Here is a 20891-nt window from a genome sequence, read left to right on the forward strand (position 1 = left end):
ATGAACGAACGGGCCGGCGCGCTTTCGCACGCCGGCCCGTTTTCTTGCGGTCTGCGCGTTCTCAGTAGACGCGGATGCGCGCCGGGATCGGATTGCCCTTGAACCGGACCGCGCCGATATACTCGCCCGCATCGGTCAAGGTCAGCGTGCCGACAAAGTCGCCGACGTTGAACAGCATCGTATCGCCCTTGAGCGTCAGCGACTTGCCTTCATAGCAGGCGCCTCTGTTGTAGAAATCGATACAGCCCTGTTGCCGGCTGCGGTAGCGCACCTCGTAGGAGAACACCGTGCCGTTGTCCTTGAGAAACCTCTGAACCTTCTCGTTGGCTCCGTTCGGCGCCAGCTCCAGGTCGATCCGCGGCAGCGCCATCAGCGCGTCGAAGGCGATCTGCTGGCGCAGGATCGGGTCGCGGGCACTCGCCAGTCCCGCGCGCGTTGCGTAGGCGCGCATCACCGGCTGGTCGGAGCAGGCCAGCCCCTGATAGGCGAAGAAGCGGTCGATCGGGTCCGCATTCGCATCCGACAGCACGTCGCGATACTGCTTGAGTTCGTCCTGCGACATCGTCTTGTACTCGTCGCAGGCCCATCCGGACGTCGTCATGGCCAGCAAGGCCGGAATGGCGAGTGTCAGGAGTTTTTTCATCTGCCCTGTTGCCCCGTCTGGTTCGGTTGTTCGGTGATCGCGACGTATTGCACGCCGTGCGAAGTCTGCACATTGAAGGTGGCGAGGCAGCCGGGAAACACCTGTGTCGGCGCGGCCGAGGTCACGCGGTAGGTCCACGGCGCCAGCGTTCCCTGCCGCCTGAAGGGGAAGGTGCGATCCTGGTTTTCCAGCAGGATGCCGAGCGCGCTCGGCCTTGCCTGGAATGCGCCATGGCCGCACAGGCTGAACGTTTCCGATGCCAGTACGTTGATGCTGCGCGGCGTCGCCGGCGCGGCCGCCTGCACCTCGCGCTGCGGTGTCCGGTGCATCGGTACGGCAACGCCCGGGTCGCTGCGGGAGGCGAGCTCGATGTCCTGAGGGGCGTCCTGTTCGTCGGCCTTCGGGGCCGGCGTCTCCAGCGGCCGCAGCGGCATGTCGTGGGCCGGCTCACGCGCGGCCGCTTTGGGTTCGGGCAGTGGCTCCGCGGTGGCTATCGGCGGAGGTTCTGCCTGCCGGGTATCGGCCTTTGCGGCCCCCGCCTGCGGTGGCTCGGCCGGGCTCTGCGGGGTCTTGACGGCGGCGGGAGGGGCAGTCTGTGCGACCTGCGCCGGCGCGGGCGTGCTCGGCGGCTGCTCAGCAGGAGGTGCTGTGAGCGGTGCAGCCTTCGTTTCCGGCGGCGGCGCTGCTGCCGGCGTTGCCACCTGTATTGGTGCAGGCGCAGTGGGGTGCTGCTGGGTGGCGACATAGGTGTAGATGGCAATGCCGACGCCCGCGACCGTACTCAGCGCGCCGATGGGAGCCCAGATCGGGTGCTTGGAGAACCGTTCGAGCGCGCCGGCCTGCCGCTGGTCGGAGTGAGCGTCGTCCATCTCGTCGAAAAAGCCCCGTTCGCGGCGTCGCCGCTCAAGTCACGTCACGAACCCATGTTGCCCTCCACGGCATCCGGACGGACAACCGAGGGGCAAGAACTGCATGCAGCCCCACTTTAGGCGTGCCGGGGAGGTGGTGTCGAGGCCCTGACGGCCATTCCGGCCCCCGACATAATGTCATTGGCCGATGGTTTTTTTGCATTTCCGTGCAAGGGCATTGCGGCCCTAGCATTTTCTCCTTCGTCCGGTTTCCGTCGCGGCCCATGCGGGCAGCGTCCGGGCCGGCTTGGCACCCTTTGCAGGGAGGGGAGATGCAGCCTTTCACCACCAATCAGGTGCCGCGCATCGTTGCGGGCCCGGGGCGCAGCAGCGAGATCGGCGCCATCGTCACCGAGCTTGCCGGGGCGGGGGCCTGCGTGCTGCTGGTCGCCGACAACGGCCTGACCGGCATCGGGCTGACGCAGCGCATCGCCGGCGTGCTCAAGGATGGCGGCCACCGCGTCGTCACCCATGACGCCATTGTCAGCGATCCGAAGGAGCCGGCCGTGGCCGAGGCGGTGCGCGTCGCCCGCCAGGAGGGAGTTGGCGCCGTCGTCTGCCTTGGCGGCGGCTCGGCCCTCGATGCGGGCAAGCTTGTCTCCGCGATGATCGGCGCGTGCGGAAAGCTCGAGGACTACCGCCTTGCCGCCGCCGCGCTGCCCGTGGCGCGGGTGCCGCTGGTCTGCGTGCCGACCACCGCCGGCACCGGCTCCGAGGCGACTGCCGTCTCGGTCATTTCCGATGCCGGGGGCACCAAGTACTGGTATTGGGCGCCGGCCCTGAAGCCCGATGTCGCCCTGCTCGACGCGCGGCTCACCACCGGCCTGCCGCCCCAGCTGACGGCGGCCTGCGGCGTCGACGCCATCGTCCATGCCATGGAGGCGGCGACGGGCCGCGCCGCCTTTGCCGAGAACTCCCGCATCTGCCACGAGGCAATCCGCCTCGCCACCTCGCATATCGACCGCGCCGTCGCCGAGCCGAACGACCTGGAAGCGCGCGGCGCCATGCTGCTTGCCGCCACCTGGGCCGGCATCGGCATCGACAATGCCGGAACGGGCATGGCCCACAACATCGCCCATGCGCTGGCAAGCCTCGTGCCGATCCATCACGGCCGCGCCGTCGCCATCGGCATGGCCGCTTCGCTCGGCTGGTCGATGGAAGGGGAGGAGGAGGCCTATACGGAGGTCGCCCGCGCCTTCGGCTGCGCCCATTACGGCGAGCTGCCGATGGCGTTTTCCGGTCTTGTCCGCCGTCTCGGCATCCGCCTGTCGCTGGCAGCCGACATCAACCGGCTGAGCCCGGAACGCCTTGCCGCGCGCATGGCCGCGCCGGAGAACGCGCCGATGCGCGCCGCCAGCCGCCGCCTCGTCACCGACGAGGACCTGCTGCTGCTGGCCGAGCGCGCGCTCGGCTTCGGTTGAAGACAGGGAAAGGGCTGCCGATGAACCCTTTGCAGCCGGACGCTGCCGTCGTAGCCTTCACCGAGCGGCGGGAGGATACGCGCCGCCCGGAACCTGTGAGCATGACCGCAAGCCCGATCGACCGCCGCCGTCTGCCGCTCAACTCGCTGCGCGCCTTCGAGGCCGCTGCGCGGCAGATGAGCTTCACCCGCGCGGCCGAGAGCCTCGGTGTCACCCAGAGCGCCGTCAGCCGCCATGTCCTCAACCTCGAGGAGGTGATCGGCGCCCAGCTGTTCGAGCGGCGCGGCTCCTCTCTGGCTCTTACCGCCGCCGGGCAGGACCTCATCGGCAACGTCACCCCGGCCCTCGACCGGCTCCAGGCCGGGCTCAACGCCATCTGCGAGATCGACCGCGGCGGCACGCTGCGCCTTGCCCTGCCGCCGTCCTTCGCCATTCGCATGGCCGCGCCGATCATCGAGACCTGCCGGGCGCAAGGCGGCGTCGCCATCGAGATCGACACGCCCTACGTGCTGGAAAGCCTCGACAGCACGGTTCACGACGCGGCCGTCGTCTTCTCCCGTCCGCGTGTCACCGACCAGGTGATGGACCTGTTGTGGATGGAGGAGCTGACCCTTTTGTGCCGGCCGGACATGGCGCCGCGCGTGCGGGAGGAGGGGATCGCCGCAGCGCTTGCCCGCGAGACCGTCATCCACATCCGCAACGAGGCGGGTCGCCACACCGCCTGGGTGGAGTTGTTGCGCGCCGCCGGCGTTACCGCCACCCTGCCGCAGGGCATCGTCTTCGACACCGCGCATATGGCACTGGACTTCGCCGCCCGCGAGGGCGGGCTGGTCGTCGCCGACCGCCGGCTCGCCGCGCGCGACATCGCCGAAGGGCGTCTTGCCGCTCCGCTTTCCGTCACTGCCGCCTCCGGCTTCGGCTATTTCATGCTGTTCCGCCCGGACGACCTGCAGCGCGAGGCGGTGCAGATCTTCCGCCGCCGCATGCTGACCGAGTTCGCGCCTTCGCTGGAGCGCCTGCCGGCGGGAAGCGAGCGGGCGCAAGGGGCGGCTTGAACGCCGGTTGTCGTGCGGGTCGCATATGCGACAGCGGCGGGACGGATATCGGCCATTGGGCCTTTCTCGTCGGCGGGTTAGGCTGGCTCCGCCCTCCGTTTTTTTAACCGGGCCTGCCCACCAGGAAGGACGTCTTGCCCTTGCAGAAATATTCGGCCCTCTCGCTGCTGCGCAACGCCCTGTCCGGACACCGCGACTGGCAGCCCGCCTGGCGTAAGCCCGATCCCAAACCCGCCTACGATGCGATCATCGTGGGCGGCGGCGGCCATGGTCTTTCGACCGCCTATTACCTCGCCAAGGAGCACGGCCTTACCAATATCGCGGTGCTGGAAAAGGGCTGGCTCGGCTCCGGCAATATCGGCCGCAACACGACGATCGTGCGCTCCAATTATATGCTGCCGGACAACAATCGCTTCTACGAGTGGTCGATGAAGCTGTGGGAGGGCCTGTCGCTCGACCTCAATTACAATGTGATGTTCTCTCAGCGCGGCGTCCTCAACCTGGCGCACACGCCGTCCCAGCTGGACGACTACGCCCGGCGCGGAAACTCCATGCGGCTGGAGGGCATCGACGCGGAACTGCTTGGCCGCGAGGAGGTCGCGCGCATGGTCCCGGGCCTCGACATGTCGCCAAGCGCGCGCTTCCCGGTGCTGGGCGGGCTTTTGCAGCCGCGCGCCGGCACCGCCCGCCACGACGCCGTCGCCTGGGGCTACGCACGCGCTGCCGATGCGCGCGGCGTCGACATCATCGAGAACTGCGAGGTCACGGGTTTCCTGCGCGAGGGCGGGCGGATCGTCGGCGTCGAGACGACGCGCGGCGAGATCCGCGCGCCCAAGGTCGGCGTTGCCGTGGCCGGCAGCACCTCGCAGGTGCTGCGTCTCGCCGGCATCGAGCGTCTGCCGATCGAAAGCCATGTGCTGCAGGCCTTCGTCTCCGAGCCGGTCAAACCGATCCTCGACTGCGTCGTCACGTTCGGCGCCGGCCATCTCTACATCTCCCAGTCCGACAAGGGCGGGCTGGTCTTCGGCGGCGACATCGACAAGTACAATTCCTACGCCCAGCGGGGCAATCTGCCGGTGGTCGAGCACGTCATGTCGGAGGTGAGCGTGATGCTGCCCTTCGTCTCGCGCCTGCGGCTGCTGCGCAACTGGGGCGGCATCATGGACATGAGCATGGACGGCAGCCCGATCATCACGACCGGCCCGCTGCCCGGCCTCTACCTCAATGCCGGCTGGTGCTATGGCGGCTTCAAGGCAACGCCCGCCTCCGGCTGGTGCTTCGCCTGGACGATGGCCAGGGACGAGCCGCACCCGCTCAACGCCCCCTTCACGCTCGACCGGTTCCAGCGCGGCTACGTTCTCGACGAGCGCGGCGCCGGCCCCTATCCGAAGATGCACTGAGAGGACGCCCGCCCATGCGCATCCATTGTCCCTGCTGCGGGCCGCGCGGCGTCGCCGAGTTCTCCTATGGCGGCGATGGCACCATTCGCCGGCCGGATCTCGCCGTTACCGACACCGACGCCCATGTCGCCTATGTCTATGAGCGGGAAAACCCGCGAGGGCCCCATGTCGAGCTCTGGCACCATATCGGCGGCTGCCGCCACTGGCTGCGGGTGACGCGCGACACGCTGACCCACGAGATCAGCAGCGTCGAGATGGCCGGGCGCTTTGCCGGCGATGCCGCGCGCATGCCGGGAGCGGGCGCATGAGCGGCTACAGGCTTTCCCACGGCGGCAGTCATCTCGACCGCTCGCGGCCGCTCGCCTTCCGTTTCGATGGCGAGCCGATGCAGGGCTTTGCCGGCGACACGCTGGCCTCCGCGCTGCTCGCCTCCGGCCGGGTGCTGGTCGGCCGCAGCTTCAAGTACCATCGCCCGCGCGGCGTCATGGGTGCCGGCCCGGAGGAGGCCAACGCGCTGGTCGAGCTGCGCGACGGTGCCCGTCAGGAGCCCAACACCCGCGCCACGATGACGGAACTCTATGGCGGGCTGGAAGCGGCGAGCCAGAACCGCTGGCCGTCGCTCTCCTTCGACATGATGGCGGTCAACGACCTGCTTTCGCCGCTGTTTTCCGCCGGTTTCTACTACAAGACCTTCATGGGAACGGGGCAGGCGACTTGGCATTTCTGTGAGCGCTTCATCCGCAAGGCGGCGGGCCTCGGCCGGGGTACCCATCTTGCCGATCCCGACCGCTACGAGAAGACCAACGCCTTTTGCGACGTGCTGGTGGTCGGTGCCGGTCCGGCCGGACTGATGGCGGCGCGCGCGGCGGTTGCCGCCGGCCTGCGCGTCATTCTGGCGGACGAGAACGCACGGCCCGGCGGGTGCCTCTTCGATGACGGCGTGCATCTCGACGGTCTGGCGCCGGCCGATTGGGTCTACGGCGCCTTGCGCGAGATCGAGGCAGGTGGCGGCCGCATCCTGCCGCGCACCAGCGTTTACGGCTATTTCGACGGCAACGTGCTCGGCGCGGTCGAGCGGGTCGCCGACCATAAGCGCAAGCCGGCCTCGTTCGAGCCGCGCCAGCGTCACTGGACCATCCACGCCCGCCATGTGGTGCTGGCAACCGGCGCCATCGAGCGGCCGCTGGTCTTCTCCGGCAACGATGCGCCCGGCGTCATGCTGGCCTCCGCCGGCCTTGCCCATGCGACGCGCTACGGTGTTGCCGTCGGCTCCTCGGTCGTCGTCTTCGCCAACAATGACGGCGGCGCACGCACGGCGATCCGCCTTGCCGACCTTGGCATGTCGATCAAGGCGGTGGTAGACCCGCGCCGCGAGATCGCTCCCGCTCTTGCCGCAGCGCTCGGTGAGCGGGGCATCCGCCTCGAAACCGGAGCGGTCGTCGCTGCCACCAGAGGGCGCAAGGCCTTGGCCGGCGTCGACATTCGCGGCTTCGACCCTGTTTCCGGCGTGCTCGGCGCCAATGTGATGCAGCCCGGATGCGACGCGCTTCTCGTCTCCGGCGGCTGGACCCCGAGCGTGCATCTGGCGAGCCAGGCCGGCAGTGCGCCGGTCTTCGACGATGCGCTGCAATCCTTCGTGCCGGGCACCGCCCGCGAGGCCTGGACGGCGGCAGGAGCCTGCGCGGGTACGCTGGACCTTGTCGGCTGCCTTGCCGCAGGCCTTGAGGCCGGACATAAGGCCGCCCAGGCTTGCGGAAAAACGCTGGAAAACGGCGGAATTCCGCTGCCCGAGTTGTCGGGGCAGCTGGCGGGCACCGACCTGCCGTTCCCGCTCTTCGACGTCCCGGCGACCGGCCGGGGCAAGCGGTTCGTCGACTTCCAGCACGACGTCACGGCGGATGACGTGGAGCTTGCCAATCGCGAGGGCTTCCGCTCGGTCGAGCACCTGAAGCGCTACACGACGCTCGGCATGGCCGCCGACCAGGGCAAGACCTCCAACGTCAATGCGATCTCGTTGATGGCCCGGGCGCGCGGCCTGAGCGCGCCGCAGGTCGGAACGACCCGCTTCCGCATGCCCTGGACGGCGGTGACCATCGGCGCGCTGGCCGGCCGCGAGACCGGCCACCACTTCGCGCCGGTGCGGCGCACGCCGATGCATGACTGGCACGTGGCAAAGGGCGCCGAGATGATGGCGGCGGGCCTGTGGATGCGCCCGCGCGCCTATATCGGGCCGGGCGAGACCCTGCGAGACGCCTATATCCGCGAGGCGACGGCCGTGCGCCACCGCGTTGGCATTGTTGACGTTTCGACGCTGGGCAAGATCGACGTGCAGGGCCCGGACGCCGCCGAATTCCTCAACCGGCTTTACACCGGCGGCTTTGCCAAGCTGCCGGTCGGCAAGGCGCGCTACGGCGTCATGCTGCGCGAGGACGGCATCATGTTCGACGATGGGACGGCCTGGCGGCTGGCGCCGAACCGCTTCCTCGTCACTACCACGACGGCCAATGCCGGCGCAGTGCTGGCCCATATGGAGCACTATCTGGAGGTGGTCTGGCCGGACCTGAACGTCCACGTCACCTCGGTGACCGACCGTTACGCCGGCATGGCGGTGGCGGGACCGCAGGCGCGCAAGGTGCTGCAGGCCGCGCTCGATGAGGGTGACGTGTCGGCCGAGGTGTGCCCGCATATGGGCATCGTGCGCGGACGCATCGCCGGGGCGGCGGTGATGATCGCGCGGCTCTCCTTCTCGGGCGAGCTGGCCTACGAGGTCTATTGCGACTGGCCGGCCGGCCTTGCCGTCTGGCAAGCACTGATGGAGGCCGGAAAACCCAATGGAATCATGCCTTACGGGATGGAGGCGCTCGGCACGCTGCGCATCGAGAAGGGACATATAACGGGCGCTGAAATGGACGGTCGGACCACGCTGGCCGATGTCGGGCTTGGCGGCATGGCGTCGCGGAAGAAGCCGTATGTCGGCTCGACGATGACGCAGCGTCCCGCTTTCGTCGATCCGGAAAGGCCGGTGCTGGTGGGGCTGATATCGCGGGACGGGCAGGCGATCCGCTCCGGCAGCCACTTGACCCTGCCCGGTGGAGGGGCGAGTCTGGGGCATGTCACCGCCGTGACGTGGTCGCCGGCCCTCGGCGCCAACATAGCGCTCGCCTTCCTGTCCGGTGGCCGTGACCGACACGGCGAGCCGCTGGAGGCGGCCTTCCCGCTGAAGGACGAGCGGGTGGCGGTGACGGTCACCGATCCCTGCTTCTATGACCCCGACGGGAGCCGAATGCATGTCTGACGCCAGCAACGCACCGCCCACCACCGCCGAAAGGACTGCCGGCACGACGCCGGAAACCGCCGTTGCCCGGCCGGTGGTCGGCCGGCTGGTGCCCGGCGAGGCGGCGGGCGCCGAAGACCCGTCGCTGACCTTGAGCGAGCTGTCCGCCGGCGCTCTGCTGGAAGTCGGCGCCTGGCCCAACCGATTGGAAACTGTTGCGAATCGCCTCGGCGAGCTCGCCGGCGTGACGCTGCCGGGCCGCCCGGGCCGCTTCACCGAAAGCGCCTCCGCGCTGGTCTGCTGGATCGCTTTCGGGCGGTTCATCTATGTGGGTGCGGCAGCCGAGGACACGGCCCGCGTCGACACCGCACTCGACACGGAGGACGCCGCCGTCGTCGATCTCGCCGGTGCGCGCCGGATCGTGCGGATCGAGGGCGGGGCGGCGCCGGCGCTGCTCAACAAGGCGGTCGCCATCGACTTCGACCCGGCCGCGTTTCCGGCCGGAGCGCTGGCCCAGTCGGTGATCCACCAGATCCCGGTGGTGATCCTGCGCCGGAGCGAAATGGCCTTCGACGTGCTGGCACCGTCGAGCCTTGCCGATGCGCTGATCGACTGGATCACGGATGCGGCGCTGGAATTCGGCTACCGGGTCGGGGAGCCCGGCACGATCCTGTAAGCACACCGAAAACGACCGGAAATACACGAAAAACCCCGCAACCTTTTGAAGCTGCGGGGTTTTTCGTTTCGAGACGGATTTTGCGAAATTCCGTCTCAATTTTCCGGATTTTCGAGAGCGCCGTCTCGAAATCGCCTCAGGAGGGCGTCAGCCCGCGCAACCTCTCCGAACGCCGCCGCAAGAGCTCCAGAACGGTCAGCAGGGCGATGGAGATCGCGACCATCAGGGAGGCGACGGCGAGGATGGTCGGCGAGATCTGTTCGCGTAGTCCGGTGAACATCTGCCAGGGCAGGGTCTTCTGGCCGGCCGAGCCGAGGAACAGGACCACGACCACCTCGTCGAAGGAGGTGATGAAGGCGAAGAGCGCGCCGGAGACGACGCCGGGCACGATCAGCGGCATCTGCACCTTGAAAAAAGTTGTCACCGGATTTGCGCCAAGGCTCGCCGCCGCGCGAACGAGGCTGCGGTCGAAGCCGACCAGCGTCGCCGTCACCGTGATGATGACGAACGGCGTGCCGAGGGCGGCATGGGCGAGCACGACGCCGAGGTAGGTGCCCTGCAGGCCGATGCGCGAATAGAAGAAGTACATGCCGGCGGCCGAGATGATCAGCGGTACGATCATCGGCGAGATCAGCACCGCCATGATCGCCGAACGCCAGGGCACATGGCTCTGGGACAGGCCGATGGCGGCGAGCGTGCCGAGCACAGTGGCGAGCAGCGTCGCCACCGGCGCGATGGCGAAGGAATTGCGCAACGCCTGCTGCCAGTCCGGGTTGGTGAAGAAGTCTTCGTAGTGCTTCAGCGAATAGCCGGCCGGATCCAGCGCCAGCATCTGCGGCGTGAAGGTGAAGAAGTTCTCCGCATTGAACGACAGCGGCACGATGATCAGGATCGGGAAGATCAGGAAGAAGAAGATCATTCCGCAGATCGCGCGAAAGCCGTAGTACCAGGCGCGCTGGCCGGCGGAAGCATAGGAGGGAAGGGCGCTCATCTGTGGTCTTCTCCTTATCCGAGCTTCACGTTGTCGATGCCGACGATCTTGTCGTAGACGTAGAAGAGCAGCATCACCGCGGCGAGCAGAAGCACGCCGAGCGCGGCCGCCAGACCCCAGTTGAGCGACGACGAGATGTGATAGGCGATGCGGTTGGAGATGAAGATGCCGCTGGTACCGCCGACCAGCTCCGGCGTGATGTAGTAGCCGATCGACAGGATGAAGACGAGGATCGACCCGGCGCCGATGCCAGGCACGGTCTGCGGGAAGTAGACCCGCCAGAACGCGGTCCAGTCCGTCGCCCCAAGGCTCTTGGCCGCCCGCACATAGGTGGGCGAGATGGTCTTCATCACCGAATAGAGCGGCAGGATCATGAAGGGCAGCAGGATGTGCGTCATCGCGATGATGGTGCCCGTCTGGTTGTTGATCATGACGAGGCGGCCGGCATCGCTGACAAGGCCGGTCCACACCAGGAAGTCGTTGATGACGCCCTGCTGCTGCAGCAGCACCTTCCAGGCGGAGGTGCGCACCAGCAGCGAGGTCCAGAACGGCAGCAGAACCAGGATCATCAAGAGGTTCGACGTGCGCGCCGGCAGTGCCGCCAGCAGATAGGCGATCGGATAGCCGAGCAGCAGGCAGCAGGCCATGATGGTCAGCGACAGGAACAGCGTGCGGGCGAACAGGAACAGGTAGATCCGCTCGTTCTCGGGCTTCAGCTCGACGCCGTCGGTCGTCATCTGCATGTCGACCGCATTGAGGAAGTAGCCGGAGGTCAGCTCGGGCGAGAAGCGCTTGAGCACCCGCCAGGTGGCGACATCGCCCCAGTCCTTGTCGATGTCGATGAATTGCGCCTTGTAAGGCTCGGCATCGTCCATCCGGTCGGCGCGCCGGCCGGTCTTGCGGAACAGGCTCGACATGCCGGAGGATTCGTAGTTGAGCCGCGAGCCGAGCCGCGTGTGGGTCTTTTCCTCAGTGGCGATCAGGAGGTCCGCATGAAGGGCCGCGAAGACCGGTTCGCCGGGCGCCTCGCCGGAGGTCTCGTCCCAGTCGGCCAGCGCCTCGACGGTCCTTGGCAGCGTGTCTGCGACGATGCCGTTCTCGACCGAGCGGAACAGCATGTCGGCGATCGGCGCGGCGAAGGTCAGCACGATGAACAGCAGGAGCGGCGCGATCAGCAGCAGCGCCCGCATCTTCTCTCGCCGCAGGGCTCGCATCAGGCTGACCTTGAGCGGGGTGCCGTCGCGGGTGGTGAGCACCTGCGGCTGCGGCGGCGGGTCGGCCGGCGGGGCGGCCCTGGAGACTGTGTCGGTTGTCGTCATGCTCGCTGTCCGTTCGGGACGTGTCGTCCGTGTTGGGTCATCCGGCAACGGAGGGGCCTCGGCCCTGCGGCCGGCCGAAAACGGCCGGGCGGCAGGCGGGCGGCCCAGGGGCCGGGACAGAGCCGCAAGAAGCGGCCGCGAAGGCGCCTTCCGTGGTCACCGGAAGAAGCGGCCTGTATCCGGACAAGCACGCGAGGGAGCACGCCGGAGCGCGTCTGCAGGCTTGTCGGGAGGCAGGCAGGGCGGCGGATCGCCCCATCGGCGCCGCGGCGGAACATCCGCCACGGCAATCGCGTCGGCGGGCGGCAGCATGCACCGCCACCCGCCTCAAGCCGCCTTAGCTGGCGAGCCAGGCCTGGAACTTGGCGTCCAGGTCATCGCGGTAATCGGCCCACCACTCGTAATTGAACAGGAAGGTGTTCTTGGAGTTGGCCGGGTCGGTCGGCATGTGCGGAGCCATCTCGATGCCGAGCTCGGCATGCTTGCCGACGAGCGGCGCCGAGGAGTCGCGGGCCGGGCCGTAGGAGATGTACTTGGCCTGGTCGGCGAGACGCTGGGTGTCGGTGGCGAAGCGCAGATACTCCATCACCGCGTCGAGGCGCTCCTTCGGCAGGCCGGCCGGCACGATCCAGCCGTCGAGGTCGAAGACCTGCGCGTCCCAGAGCATCTTGACCGGCTGGTCCTGCTCCTCGATCAGCGAGAACAGGCGGCCATTGTAGGTGGAGCCGATCACCACTTCGCCGTCGGCGAGCAGCTGCGGCGTCTCGGCGCCGGCCGACCACCACACGGTCTGGTCCTTGATCGTGTCCAGCTTGGCGAGGGCGCGGTTCACTCCTTCCTCGGTCTCCAGCATCTCATAGACGTCTTCCTTGGCGACACCGTCGCACAGAAGGGCCCATTCCATGTTGTTGATCGGGCGCTTTTCCAGCGCGCGCTTGCCTGGGAAGGTCTCCAGGTCGAAGACGTCGCAGATGTCGTCCGGCTCCTTGCCGTTCCACGCCTCGACGTCGGTGCGGTAGCCGAAGGTCGTGGAATAGACGATCTGCGGGATGAAGCAGTCGGCGACGATCAGGTCGCCGAAGTCCTTGGAAGCCGGCGTGCCGTCGGGCGCCGGGGCCAGCACCTCGTCGTGGTTGACCTCCATGGCGAGGCCCTCGTCGCACAGACGGATGGCATCGGAGGCGAGCACGTCGACGAGGTCCCAGGTCAGGTTGCCGGCCTCGTTCATGGCGCGCAGCTTGGCGACCGCCTCGTTCGAGCTCTCGTCGTTGATGATGGTCACGTCCGGATTTTCGGCCATGTAGGGCTTGTGATAGGCCTCGTTCTGCGAGTTGGAATAGGCCCCGCCCCAGGAGACGATGGTGAGGTCGATGGCGCTGGCGCCGGTCGTCATCATCGCCGTTGCAGCGCTTGCTAGAAGAAGCGTCTTGAAGGTCATGTAGTTCCCCTTGTTTTGAGTTGGGTGCGGGACATGGGGTCCCGGCTTTGGTCGCGGCGGCCCTGACGGGCGCCACAGCTGGTCGATCGGGCTGCGTCAGCCGACGGCGTCGAGCGCCTTGCAGTCGGACGCTGCCCAGCCGATCTCCACTGTCTGGCCGGTTCGCAGGTCGCGCCTCTGGCCGCGGTTGCGAACCTTGACAATGAATTCCGTGTTGCCGGCGACGTTCATCCGCACGCGGATGTGGTCGCCGAGATAGATCATTTCCTCGATGCGGCCCTTCACGAGGTTGTCCATCGACTGGTCGGTGTCGAATTCGACGCGCTCGGGGCGCAGGGAGATGGTGGTGCGTGAGCCGACGCCTTCGATATTGACCGCCTCGGCGGCCAGTTCGGTCCCGTCGTCCAGCCGCACCTTGCAATCGGAGCCGGAAACCTCGGTCACGGTGCCCGAGAGCTTGTTGTTCTCGCCGATGAACTGCGCCACGAAGGAATTCTGCGGGTTCTCGTAAAGCTCATCCGGCGTCGAAAGCTGCTGGATCACCCCGTCGTTGAACACGGCGACCCGGTCCGACATGGTCAGCGCCTCGGTCTGGTCGTGCGTCACGTAGACGATGGAGACGCCGATATTCTCGTGGATGTGCTTGATCTCGTACTGCATCTGCTCGCGCAGCTGCTTGTCGAGCGCACCCAGCGGCTCGTCCATCAGCACCAGCTCCGGCTCGAAGACGAGGGCGCGGGCCACGGCAACGCGCTGCTGCTGGCCGCCGGACAGCTGTGCCGGGCGCCGCGAGCCGAAGTCGCCGAGCTCGACCATGTCGAGCGCGCGCTTCACCTTCTCTTCCTGCTCCGCCTTGCCGATGCCGCGCACCTGCAGGGGGAAGGCGAGGTTCTCCGCAACGCTCATATGCGGAAACAGCGCGTAGTTCTGGAACACCATGCCGATGCCGCGCTTGTGCGGCGGCACGTTGTTGATCGGGTTGTCGTTCAGGAAGATCTCGCCATGGGTGGCAGGTTCGAACCCCGCCAGCATCATCAGGCAGGTGGTCTTTCCCGAGCCCGACGGGCCCAGCATGGTCAGGAACTCGCCAGGCGGAATATCTAGATTGAGATTTTTTACGACGAGCGTCTCGCCATCATAGCTCTTTTGAACATTTTCGTAGCGGACGGCAGCGCCCCTTGATTCTGTCATTGTTGCCCCTAAGCAAAATGCAGGCAAGGGGAATGCATTCGCGCCGAGTTAACGGCGCGTTCGCTCCTTTTCCCCTCTCGCGAACTCTTTTGGTCCGCTGTTTTGCCCTGTTGGTGACCGTACATAAGCAAAAAATGACAGGGATGGGAAGGGCATCTGTGGAAAAAATATTAAAATCTGAGTGAAAAAACAAAGCGCTCTTGCAGCGCAGCGAAGAATGCCGTGCCGAAGAGCGCCCGAGAAAGTCAGAGATTTGCTCTATTTTCGAGGGGTCTGGCGGAAATAGCCAGACCCCGTTTCGTATTCGCAAGATAGACTGTGATTAGACGTTGCTGTCCGGGAATTCAGCTTTTCGATTAGCCATGAAGCTGATCAGAGATTCGTCGATAGACGGATCGAGCGGCGGAGCCTCGTAGGATGCGAGCATCTGCTTCCACTTCCGGTTCGCCCGCCATGCAGCGTCCAGCCCGCCATCGGCGCTCCACTGTTCGTAGGAGTTGTTGTCGGCGATCTCCGAACGGTAGAAGGCGGTCTCGAAATTGCGCTGCGTGTGCATGGCGCCGAGGAAGTGGCCGCCGGGGCCGACCTCGGCCAGCGCGTCCATCGCCTGGGCTTCCTCCGACAGGTCGATGCCCTTGGCCAGCACGTGCATCATTCCGAGCTGGTCGGCATCCATGACGAACTTCTCGTAGGAGGAGCACAGGCCTCCCTCCAGCCAGCCGGCCGCATGCAGGCAGAAGTTCACCCCCGACACCAGCGTTGCCAGGATGGTCTGCGCGGACTCCTGCGCCGACTGTGCATCCGGGGTCTTCGAGGAGGTGAACGAGCCGCCGGAGCGGAAAGGCAGGCCTGCGCGGCGCGCAAGCTTCGCCGCGCCGTTGAGCAGCAGGCTGCCCTCCGGCGAGCCGAAGGTGGGGGCGCCGGACTGCATCGAGATGGACGAGACGAAGGCGCCGAAGACGACGGGCGCACCGGGGCGCACCAGCTGGGTCAGCGCGCAGCCGGCCAGCGCCTCGGCTAGCACCTGCGACAGGGTGCCGGCGACCGTGACCGGGCTCATGGCACCGGCCAGAATGAACGGCGAGACGATGCAGGCCTGGTTGGCCGCCGCATAGACCTTCAGCGCGCCGAGCATGGTCGCGTCGTAGACCAGCGGCGAGTTGGCGTTTATCAGCTGGATCATCACGCAGTTCTGGTCGACGAACTCCTTGCCGAAGACCAGCTCCGCCATGGCGACGGAATCGCGCGCCCGCTCCGGTGCCGTCACCGAGCCCATGAACGGCTTGTCCGAATATTTCAGGTGCGCGTAGACCATGTCGAAATGCCGCTTGTTGACCGGCAGGTCGACGGGCTCGCACACCGTGCCGCCCGAATGGTGCAGCCAGGGCGAGGCGTAGGACAGCTTCACGAAATTGCGGAAGTCCTCGATCGTGCCGTAGCGCCGGCCGCTGTCGAGATCGGTGACGAAGGGCGGGCCGTAGACCGGCGCGAACACGGTGTTGTTGCCGCCGATGACGACGTTGCGCTCCGGGTTGCGCGCATGCTGGACGAATTGCGAGGGCGCGGTCTTGATCAGCTCGCGCAGCATGCCCTTGGGAAAGCGCACGCGCTCGCCGGCAACGTCGGCGCCGGCCGCCTTCCAGATCGCGATGGTCTCGGGATCGTCGCGGAATTCGAGGCCGATCTCCGCCAGCAGCCGGTCGGCATTGGCCTCGATCAGCTCGGCGCCCTCGTCGCTGAGGATGTCGTAGACCGGCAGGTTGCGGGAAATGTAGGGCAGGGCGCCGGCCGCCTGCGATCCGCGCCGCTTTTCCGTTCTCGCCGCCCGGCCGCGCCGTCCGGCGCGCGCTTCCTGGTCACTCATGCGCTGCAAGCCCTTTGTGCATAACTGCCGTTGGCCGTTTTCCGACTGCCACTGTGCGACGGGGGGCGGCGCGTCTGCGGCGCGAAAGCGTCGTCGGTTTCTCTAAAAGCGTCATGCAGCCGGGGAGGGGGAAGTCGCCTCATCTTTGCGCCCGCGTGTCGTCGCGGGGATGGTGGCATGACGCAATCAGGCCATCGGGAGCCGCAAATCGTGGCGATACTGCCCGGCAAGGACGTGCCGGCGGGCCGCCGGCTTGCGGAATCGGTTGCGAAAAGGGTGGACAATGTCGGCGTTCCCGGACAAGGCACAAATCGTCATCGTCGGCCTCGGCGGCATCGTCGGTGCGTCGGTGGCGCATCATCTGCTGGAGCGCGGCTGGACCGATGTCGTGGGCATCGACAAATCCGGCATCCCGACCGATATCGGCTCGACGGCCCATGCCTCCGACTTCTGCTACACGACCAGCCACGACTACCTGTCGGTCTGGACGACGCAGTATTCCATCGATTTCTTCGAGAAGATGGGCCACTACGCGCGCATTGGCGGGCTGGAAGTGGCGCGCACCGGCGACGACACCTGGATGGAGGAGATCCGGCGCAAGGCGAGCTCCGCCAAGGCCTTCGGCACCCGCGCCCATCTGGTGACGCCGGCCGAGATCAAGCAGAAGTTCCCCCTGATCGAGGAGGAGATGGTCCAGGGCGGGCTGTTCGACCCGGATGCGGGCCTTGTCGTGCCGCGCTCGCAGACGGTCGCCGGTAAGCTGGTCGACGAGGGCGAGAAGACCGGCCGGCTGCGGGCCTTTGCCAACACGCCGGCGCAATCGCTGGTCATTGAGGACGGGCGTATTGCCGGCGTCGTCACCCATCGCGGCACGATCCGCGCCGACCACGTCATCGTCTGCGCGGGCCTGTGGGGCCGGCTGATCGCCGAGATGGTCGGCGAGGACCTGCCCGTCATGCCGGTCGATCATCCGCTGACCTTCTTCGGGCCCTATACCGAGTTCGAGGGCACCGGCAAGGAGATCGGCTGCCCGCTGCTGCGCGACCAGGGCAACTCCGCCTACATGCGCGACACGGGCGACCCGAAGACCACCGAGGGCGGCCAGATCGAGTGGGGCTATTACGAGACCGACGAACCGCGCCTGTGCCACCCGCGCGAGCTGCTGGAAAAGCACGAGGCGCGCCTGTCGCCCTCGCAGCGCGACCTGGAGATGGAGCAGGTGATCGGCCCGCTGGAGCGGGCGATGGAGCTGACGCCGATCCTCGGCGAGCTCGGCTACAACGAGAGCCACTCGTTCAACGGGCTGCTGCAGGTCTCCGCCGCCGGCGGGCCGTCCTGCGGCGAGAGCCAGAAGGTGCGCGGCCTGTGGTACTGCGTCGCGATCTGGGTGAAGGACGGGCCGGGCTACGGCAAGCTGATCGCCGACTGGATCACCGACGGGCGCACCGGCATCGACCACGCCTCCATCGACTATTCCCGCTTCTATCCGCACCAGCTGACCGAGGATTTCATCGAGGGACGCTGCCGCGAGGCGGCGCAGAAGATCTACTTCCCCGCGATCCATCCGCGCGAGCCCTACGCGACCGGGCGAGGTGTCAAGCGCTCGCCGTTCTACGAGCGCGAGGTGGAGCTCGGCGGCCACTTCATGGAGCTCGGCGGCTGGGAGCGCGCCCATGGCTACGCGGCCAACGAGCACTTGCTTGAAAAATACGGCGACCGCGTGCCCGAGCGGAAAAACGAGTGGGACAACAGGCACTTCTGGCGGGTGTCGAATGCCGAGCATCTGGCGATGAGCGAGGACTGCGCGCTCATCAATCTCTCGCATTTCTACATGTTCGAGGTCGAGGGCCCGGACCATGTGGAGCTGCTGGAATGGCTCTGCGCGGCGAAGATCGGCGGCGACGGCAACATCGGCAAGGGCATCTACACCCATTTCCTCGACGACGAGGGCATGGTGCGGGCGGACCTCACCGTGATCCGCCTGGCCGACCGTTGCCGCATCATCGACGGCGCCGATGCCGGCCCGCGCGACCTCCATTATGTCCGCCGGACGGCGCAGGACCGCGGACTTGACGTCACCGTCACTGATGTCAGCGAGCGCTATACCACCATCGGCATCTGGGGCCCGAACGCCCGCGAGAAGTTGAAGCAGGCGGTCACGGATCCGGCCGGCCTCGAGCCGGACGCCTTCCCCTTCGCGGCGATCCGCGAGATCGAGATCGCCGGACGCAAGGTGACGGCGCTGCGCCTGTCCTATGTCGGCGAGCAGGGCTGGGAGCTGCATATGCGTTACGAGGACGGGCTGGCCGTCTGGGACGCGCTGCGGGCGCTCGGCATCATGGCGGCGGGCGTGGAGACCTACGCCAATTCGCGGCGGATGGAGAAGTCGCTGCGCCTGCAGAACGCCGACCTGCTGACGCAGTACAACCTCTACGAGGCGGATCTTGCCCGTCCCAAGGTCAAGGAGGCCGACTTCCGCGGCAAGGCGAAGCACCTGGAATACCGGGCGCGCGAGCACCAGCCGGCGATGCTGTGCACGCTGGTGATGACCGACAATTTGGATGCGAGCGGCACGCCGCGCTATCCGGTCGGCGCGCTGCCGGTGATCGATCCGGCGACCGGCAAGACCCTGGTCGATGCGCTGGGCCGGCTCTCCTATACGACCTCGATCGCCTATGGCCCGACGGTGGGCAAGAACATCGCGCTCGCCTACCTGCCGCAGGAATTTGCCAAGGTGGGTCAGAAGCTCAGCGTCGAGTATTTCTCGCAAGAGTTTCCGGTCGAGGTCGCAGGCGTCGGTTACGCGCCGCTCTACGATCCGCAGAACCTCAAGCCGCGGAGTTGAGGGGCTGCGCGGGTCCGCGCTCCGGCCTCTCGGGCGTCATCCCGGCCGCAGCGCCGGGATCGGCGAGTCGGGAGCGTATGGGGTGCGCTCCGGGAGGTCCCCACGACCATGGTGCCTCTCCGGTCCCGGGTCGCGGCTGCGCCTTGCCCGGGATGACGAAAACAGTCGCCGGGGCGCGCCGTAGAGGTACGTTGATGCGAGGCCGAAAACAGACGCAGCGCGGTAAACTTTGCGCAACAGCAACACGCCATGACGGCAACAGGGCAGAACCATGAGCAAGCTTGACGAACTCCTCGCGAAAAAGGGCACGCTGCTTGCCGACGGCGCGACGGGCACCAACCTCTTCGACATGGGGCTGACCTCCGGCGATCCGCCGGAGGAGTGGAACGTCACCCAGCCGGAGAAGATCCGCACCCTGCACCGCAAGTTCGTGGAAGCCGGCGCCGATATCATCCTGACCAACACGTTCGGCGCCAACCGCCATCGGCTGAAGCTGCACAAGCTGGAAGGGCGCGTGCACGAGCTGAACAAGGCGGCGGCGGAGTTGGCCCGCGAGGTGGTGGCGGAGGCCGGGCGCGAGGTGATCGTCGGCGGTTCCATCGGCCCGACGGGCGAGCTGTTCGCTCCGCTCGGCGCACTCACCTATGAGGAGGCGGTCGAGGCCTTCGCCGAGCAGGCGGAGGGGCTGAAGGCGGGCGGCGCCGATGTCGCCTGGATCGAGACCATGTCGGCGCCGGAGGAAATGCGCGCGGCAGCCGAGGCAGCCGCGAAGGTCGGCATGCCCTTCGTGGTGACGGCAAGCTTCGACACGGCGGGGCGCACGATGATGGGCCTGCCGCCGAGCGGCCTGGGCGATCTTGCCGGCCAGTTTTCCTGCGCGCCCGTCGCCTATGGCTCGAATTGCGGGGTCGGCGCGTCGGATCTTCTCGCCGCCGTGCTGGAAATCACCCGCGATCATCCGGACGCCATCGTCATCGCCAAGGCGAATTGCGGCATCCCGGTCATTCGCGGCGACGAGGTGGTCTATACCGGCACGCCGGAGCTGATGGCCGACTATGCGCGGCTGGCGGTCGATGCCGGCGCGCGCATCATCGGCGGCTGCTGCGGCACGTCCTACGCCCACCTGGCGGCGATGCGCCAGGCGCTCGACGGGTACGAGAAGGGCACGCGCCCGAGCGTCGAAGAGGTCGTCGCCCGCATCGGCCCGCTGGTCTCCCCGCCGGCAGCAAGCCCCACGGAGGGCGGTGACGGCGAGGGCGGAAGGCGGCGGCGCAGGAGGGGCTAAGCGGCAAGCGGGCAGGGCAGCTCGGGACTGGACTTGTGCCGCACGGCCGGTCTCCGCCAATATGGCTGGCGAGGGGAGATCTGGCCGGGGAGGGGCACGGTGACACCAGCACATCGCTTTGCGGCGGCCATTCTCGGCGGTGCGGCGCTGGCCGCCGTGGCAGGTTCCGCCATTGCCCAGGACACCTTGCCGCCGCAGTTCCAGGGACTATGGCAAATCGTCAAGCCGGGCGAGACGCCCTCCTGTTCTCCCGCCGACGCCGATATCAGGATGCGGGTGTTCCGCGAGCGGATCGAGTTCCATGAAGGCAGGTGCGATTTCGTCTCGGTAAGAGCGAATGCCGACAGGACGAAAGCCGAGATCGAGCTGTCCTGCCGGGGAGAAGGCGAGGAATGGCGGGACCGCCAGGCCTGGACCTGGCGAAAGACGGAGACCGGTGCGGTCCTGTCGCTCGATTGGCTGGACCGGGATCTTTCGACGGTTCATTACGCCCCGTGCCGGGGCGATGCGTCGGCCGCCGCCGCGCCGGCCGTACCCGCCGGGCCTGTTACGACGACGGCAACTCGTCGCTGACGATCAGG

At 67.2% G+C, this 20891-nt stretch carries 16 protein-coding genes; 9 read left to right on the top strand and 7 right to left on the bottom strand.

Translation table 11 applies throughout. The features are described from left to right. Positions 1 to 61: 61 nt before the first annotated feature. Both H7H34_RS07840 and H7H34_RS07845 read right to left on the bottom strand, forming a co-directional pair. Complete coding sequence (locus H7H34_RS07840) at positions 62 to 643, bottom strand: hypothetical protein (RefSeq protein ID WP_185924818.1); 582 nt, start codon at positions 641 to 643, stop codon at positions 62 to 64. Further along, positions 640 to 1512: a hypothetical protein gene (locus H7H34_RS07845; RefSeq protein ID WP_185924819.1), complete on the bottom strand. Its 873-nt coding sequence runs from the start codon at positions 1510 to 1512 to the stop codon at positions 640 to 642. The genes H7H34_RS07840 and H7H34_RS07845 overlap by 4 nt, the downstream gene beginning before the upstream one ends. A gap of 311 nt (positions 1513 to 1823) precedes the next feature. On the opposite strand from H7H34_RS07845, the gene H7H34_RS07850 reads away from it, so the two are divergent. The 6 genes from H7H34_RS07850 to H7H34_RS07875 all read left to right on the top strand — a co-directional run bounded on the left by H7H34_RS07850 (position 1824) and on the right by H7H34_RS07875 (position 9377). Next, positions 1824 to 2972: an iron-containing alcohol dehydrogenase gene (locus H7H34_RS07850; RefSeq protein ID WP_185924820.1), complete on the top strand. Its 1149-nt coding sequence runs from the start codon at positions 1824 to 1826 to the stop codon at positions 2970 to 2972. Between the two features lie 101 nt (positions 2973 to 3073). After that, a complete protein-coding gene (locus H7H34_RS07855; protein WP_158592759.1) occupies positions 3074 to 4027 on the top strand; it encodes a LysR substrate-binding domain-containing protein in 954 nt (317 codons plus the stop codon). A 140-nt stretch (positions 4028 to 4167) separates the two neighbouring features. Then, positions 4168 to 5427 carry a sarcosine oxidase subunit beta gene (locus H7H34_RS07860; RefSeq protein WP_185924821.1) on the top strand — a complete coding sequence of 420 codons (1260 nt, stop codon included), beginning with the start codon at positions 4168 to 4170 and terminating at the stop codon, positions 5425 to 5427. Between the two features lie 14 nt (positions 5428 to 5441). Beyond that, positions 5442 to 5735: a sarcosine oxidase subunit delta gene (locus tag H7H34_RS07865; RefSeq protein WP_185924822.1), complete on the top strand. Its 294-nt coding sequence runs from the start codon at positions 5442 to 5444 to the stop codon at positions 5733 to 5735. Continuing rightward, positions 5732 to 8722: a sarcosine oxidase subunit alpha family protein gene (locus H7H34_RS07870; protein ID WP_185924823.1), complete on the top strand. Its 2991-nt coding sequence runs from the start codon at positions 5732 to 5734 to the stop codon at positions 8720 to 8722. Before H7H34_RS07865 ends, H7H34_RS07870 begins: the two co-directional genes overlap by 4 nt. Next, entirely contained in the window at positions 8715 to 9377 is a 663-nt protein-coding gene (locus H7H34_RS07875; protein ID WP_158592760.1) for a sarcosine oxidase subunit gamma, read from the top strand. The genes H7H34_RS07870 and H7H34_RS07875 overlap by 8 nt, the downstream gene beginning before the upstream one ends. A gap of 136 nt (positions 9378 to 9513) precedes the next feature. Here the strand turns inward: H7H34_RS07875 and H7H34_RS07880 are convergent, their stop codons facing one another. The 5 genes from H7H34_RS07880 to H7H34_RS07900 all read right to left on the bottom strand — a co-directional run bounded on the left by H7H34_RS07880 (position 9514) and on the right by H7H34_RS07900 (position 16180). Then, complete coding sequence (locus tag H7H34_RS07880; protein WP_120270782.1) at positions 9514 to 10368, bottom strand: ABC transporter permease; 855 nt, start codon at positions 10366 to 10368, stop codon at positions 9514 to 9516. A 14-nt stretch (positions 10369 to 10382) separates the two neighbouring features. After that, the gene (locus H7H34_RS07885; RefSeq protein ID WP_120270783.1) at positions 10383 to 11687 is read right to left on the bottom strand and encodes an ABC transporter permease; all 1305 of its coding nucleotides are present in this window, start codon (positions 11685 to 11687) and stop codon (positions 10383 to 10385) included. 337 nt (positions 11688 to 12024) lie between these two features. Next, positions 12025 to 13125, bottom strand: a complete 1101-nt coding sequence (locus H7H34_RS07890) for an extracellular solute-binding protein (RefSeq protein WP_120270784.1) — start codon at positions 13123 to 13125, stop codon at positions 12025 to 12027. Between the two features lie 96 nt (positions 13126 to 13221). Next, positions 13222 to 14316 (bottom strand): ABC transporter ATP-binding protein, encoded by a 1095-nt coding sequence (locus H7H34_RS07895; RefSeq protein ID WP_120270785.1) that lies wholly within the window; start codon positions 14314 to 14316, stop codon positions 13222 to 13224. A gap of 322 nt (positions 14317 to 14638) precedes the next feature. Then, the gene (locus H7H34_RS07900) at positions 14639 to 16180 is read right to left on the bottom strand and encodes a trimethylamine methyltransferase family protein (RefSeq protein ID WP_185924824.1); all 1542 of its coding nucleotides are present in this window, start codon (positions 16178 to 16180) and stop codon (positions 14639 to 14641) included. Between the two features lie 283 nt (positions 16181 to 16463). Here H7H34_RS07900 and H7H34_RS07905 point away from each other — a divergent pair, with 283 nt between their 5' ends. The 3 genes from H7H34_RS07905 to H7H34_RS07915 all read left to right on the top strand — a co-directional run bounded on the left by H7H34_RS07905 (position 16464) and on the right by H7H34_RS07915 (position 20883). Continuing rightward, positions 16464 to 19025, top strand: coding sequence for a GcvT family protein (locus H7H34_RS07905; RefSeq protein WP_185924825.1), 2562 nt, complete (start codon positions 16464 to 16466; stop codon positions 19023 to 19025). A 271-nt stretch (positions 19026 to 19296) separates the two neighbouring features. After that, positions 19297 to 20310 (top strand): betaine--homocysteine S-methyltransferase, encoded by a 1014-nt coding sequence (gene bmt / locus H7H34_RS07910; RefSeq protein WP_185924826.1) that lies wholly within the window; start codon positions 19297 to 19299, stop codon positions 20308 to 20310. A gap of 99 nt (positions 20311 to 20409) precedes the next feature. Further along, a complete protein-coding gene (locus tag H7H34_RS07915; protein ID WP_185924827.1) occupies positions 20410 to 20883 on the top strand; it encodes a hypothetical protein in 474 nt (157 codons plus the stop codon). Positions 20884 to 20891: the final 8 nt, after the last annotated feature.

Origin of the sequence: Stappia sp. 28M-7 (genome assembly GCF_014252955.1) — a bacterium.
Taxonomy (GTDB): domain Bacteria; phylum Pseudomonadota; class Alphaproteobacteria; order Rhizobiales; family Stappiaceae; genus Stappia.

Coding starts and splice junctions, on each gene's coding strand:
- H7H34_RS07840 (WP_185924818.1), bottom strand. CDS start 643: ATGAAAAAACTCCTGACACTCGCCATTCCGGCCTTGCTGGCCATGACG.
- H7H34_RS07845 (WP_185924819.1), bottom strand. CDS start 1,512: ATGGACGACGCTCACTCCGACCAGCGGCAGGCCGGCGCGCTCGAACGG.
- H7H34_RS07850 (WP_185924820.1), top strand. CDS start 1,824: ATGCAGCCTTTCACCACCAATCAGGTGCCGCGCATCGTTGCGGGCCCG.
- H7H34_RS07855 (WP_158592759.1), top strand. CDS start 3,074: ATGACCGCAAGCCCGATCGACCGCCGCCGTCTGCCGCTCAACTCGCTG.
- H7H34_RS07865 (WP_185924822.1), top strand. CDS start 5,442: ATGCGCATCCATTGTCCCTGCTGCGGGCCGCGCGGCGTCGCCGAGTTC.
- H7H34_RS07870 (WP_185924823.1), top strand. CDS start 5,732: ATGAGCGGCTACAGGCTTTCCCACGGCGGCAGTCATCTCGACCGCTCG.
- H7H34_RS07875 (WP_158592760.1), top strand. CDS start 8,715: ATGTCTGACGCCAGCAACGCACCGCCCACCACCGCCGAAAGGACTGCC.
- H7H34_RS07880 (WP_120270782.1), bottom strand. CDS start 10,368: ATGAGCGCCCTTCCCTCCTATGCTTCCGCCGGCCAGCGCGCCTGGTAC.
- H7H34_RS07885 (WP_120270783.1), bottom strand. CDS start 11,687: ATGACGACAACCGACACAGTCTCCAGGGCCGCCCCGCCGGCCGACCCG.
- H7H34_RS07890 (WP_120270784.1), bottom strand. CDS start 13,125: ATGACCTTCAAGACGCTTCTTCTAGCAAGCGCTGCAACGGCGATGATG.
- H7H34_RS07895 (WP_120270785.1), bottom strand. CDS start 14,316: ATGACAGAATCAAGGGGCGCTGCCGTCCGCTACGAAAATGTTCAAAAG.
- H7H34_RS07900 (WP_185924824.1), bottom strand. CDS start 16,180: ATGAGTGACCAGGAAGCGCGCGCCGGACGGCGCGGCCGGGCGGCGAGA.
- H7H34_RS07905 (WP_185924825.1), top strand. CDS start 16,464: ATGTCGGCGTTCCCGGACAAGGCACAAATCGTCATCGTCGGCCTCGGC.
- bmt (WP_185924826.1), top strand. CDS start 19,297: ATGAGCAAGCTTGACGAACTCCTCGCGAAAAAGGGCACGCTGCTTGCC.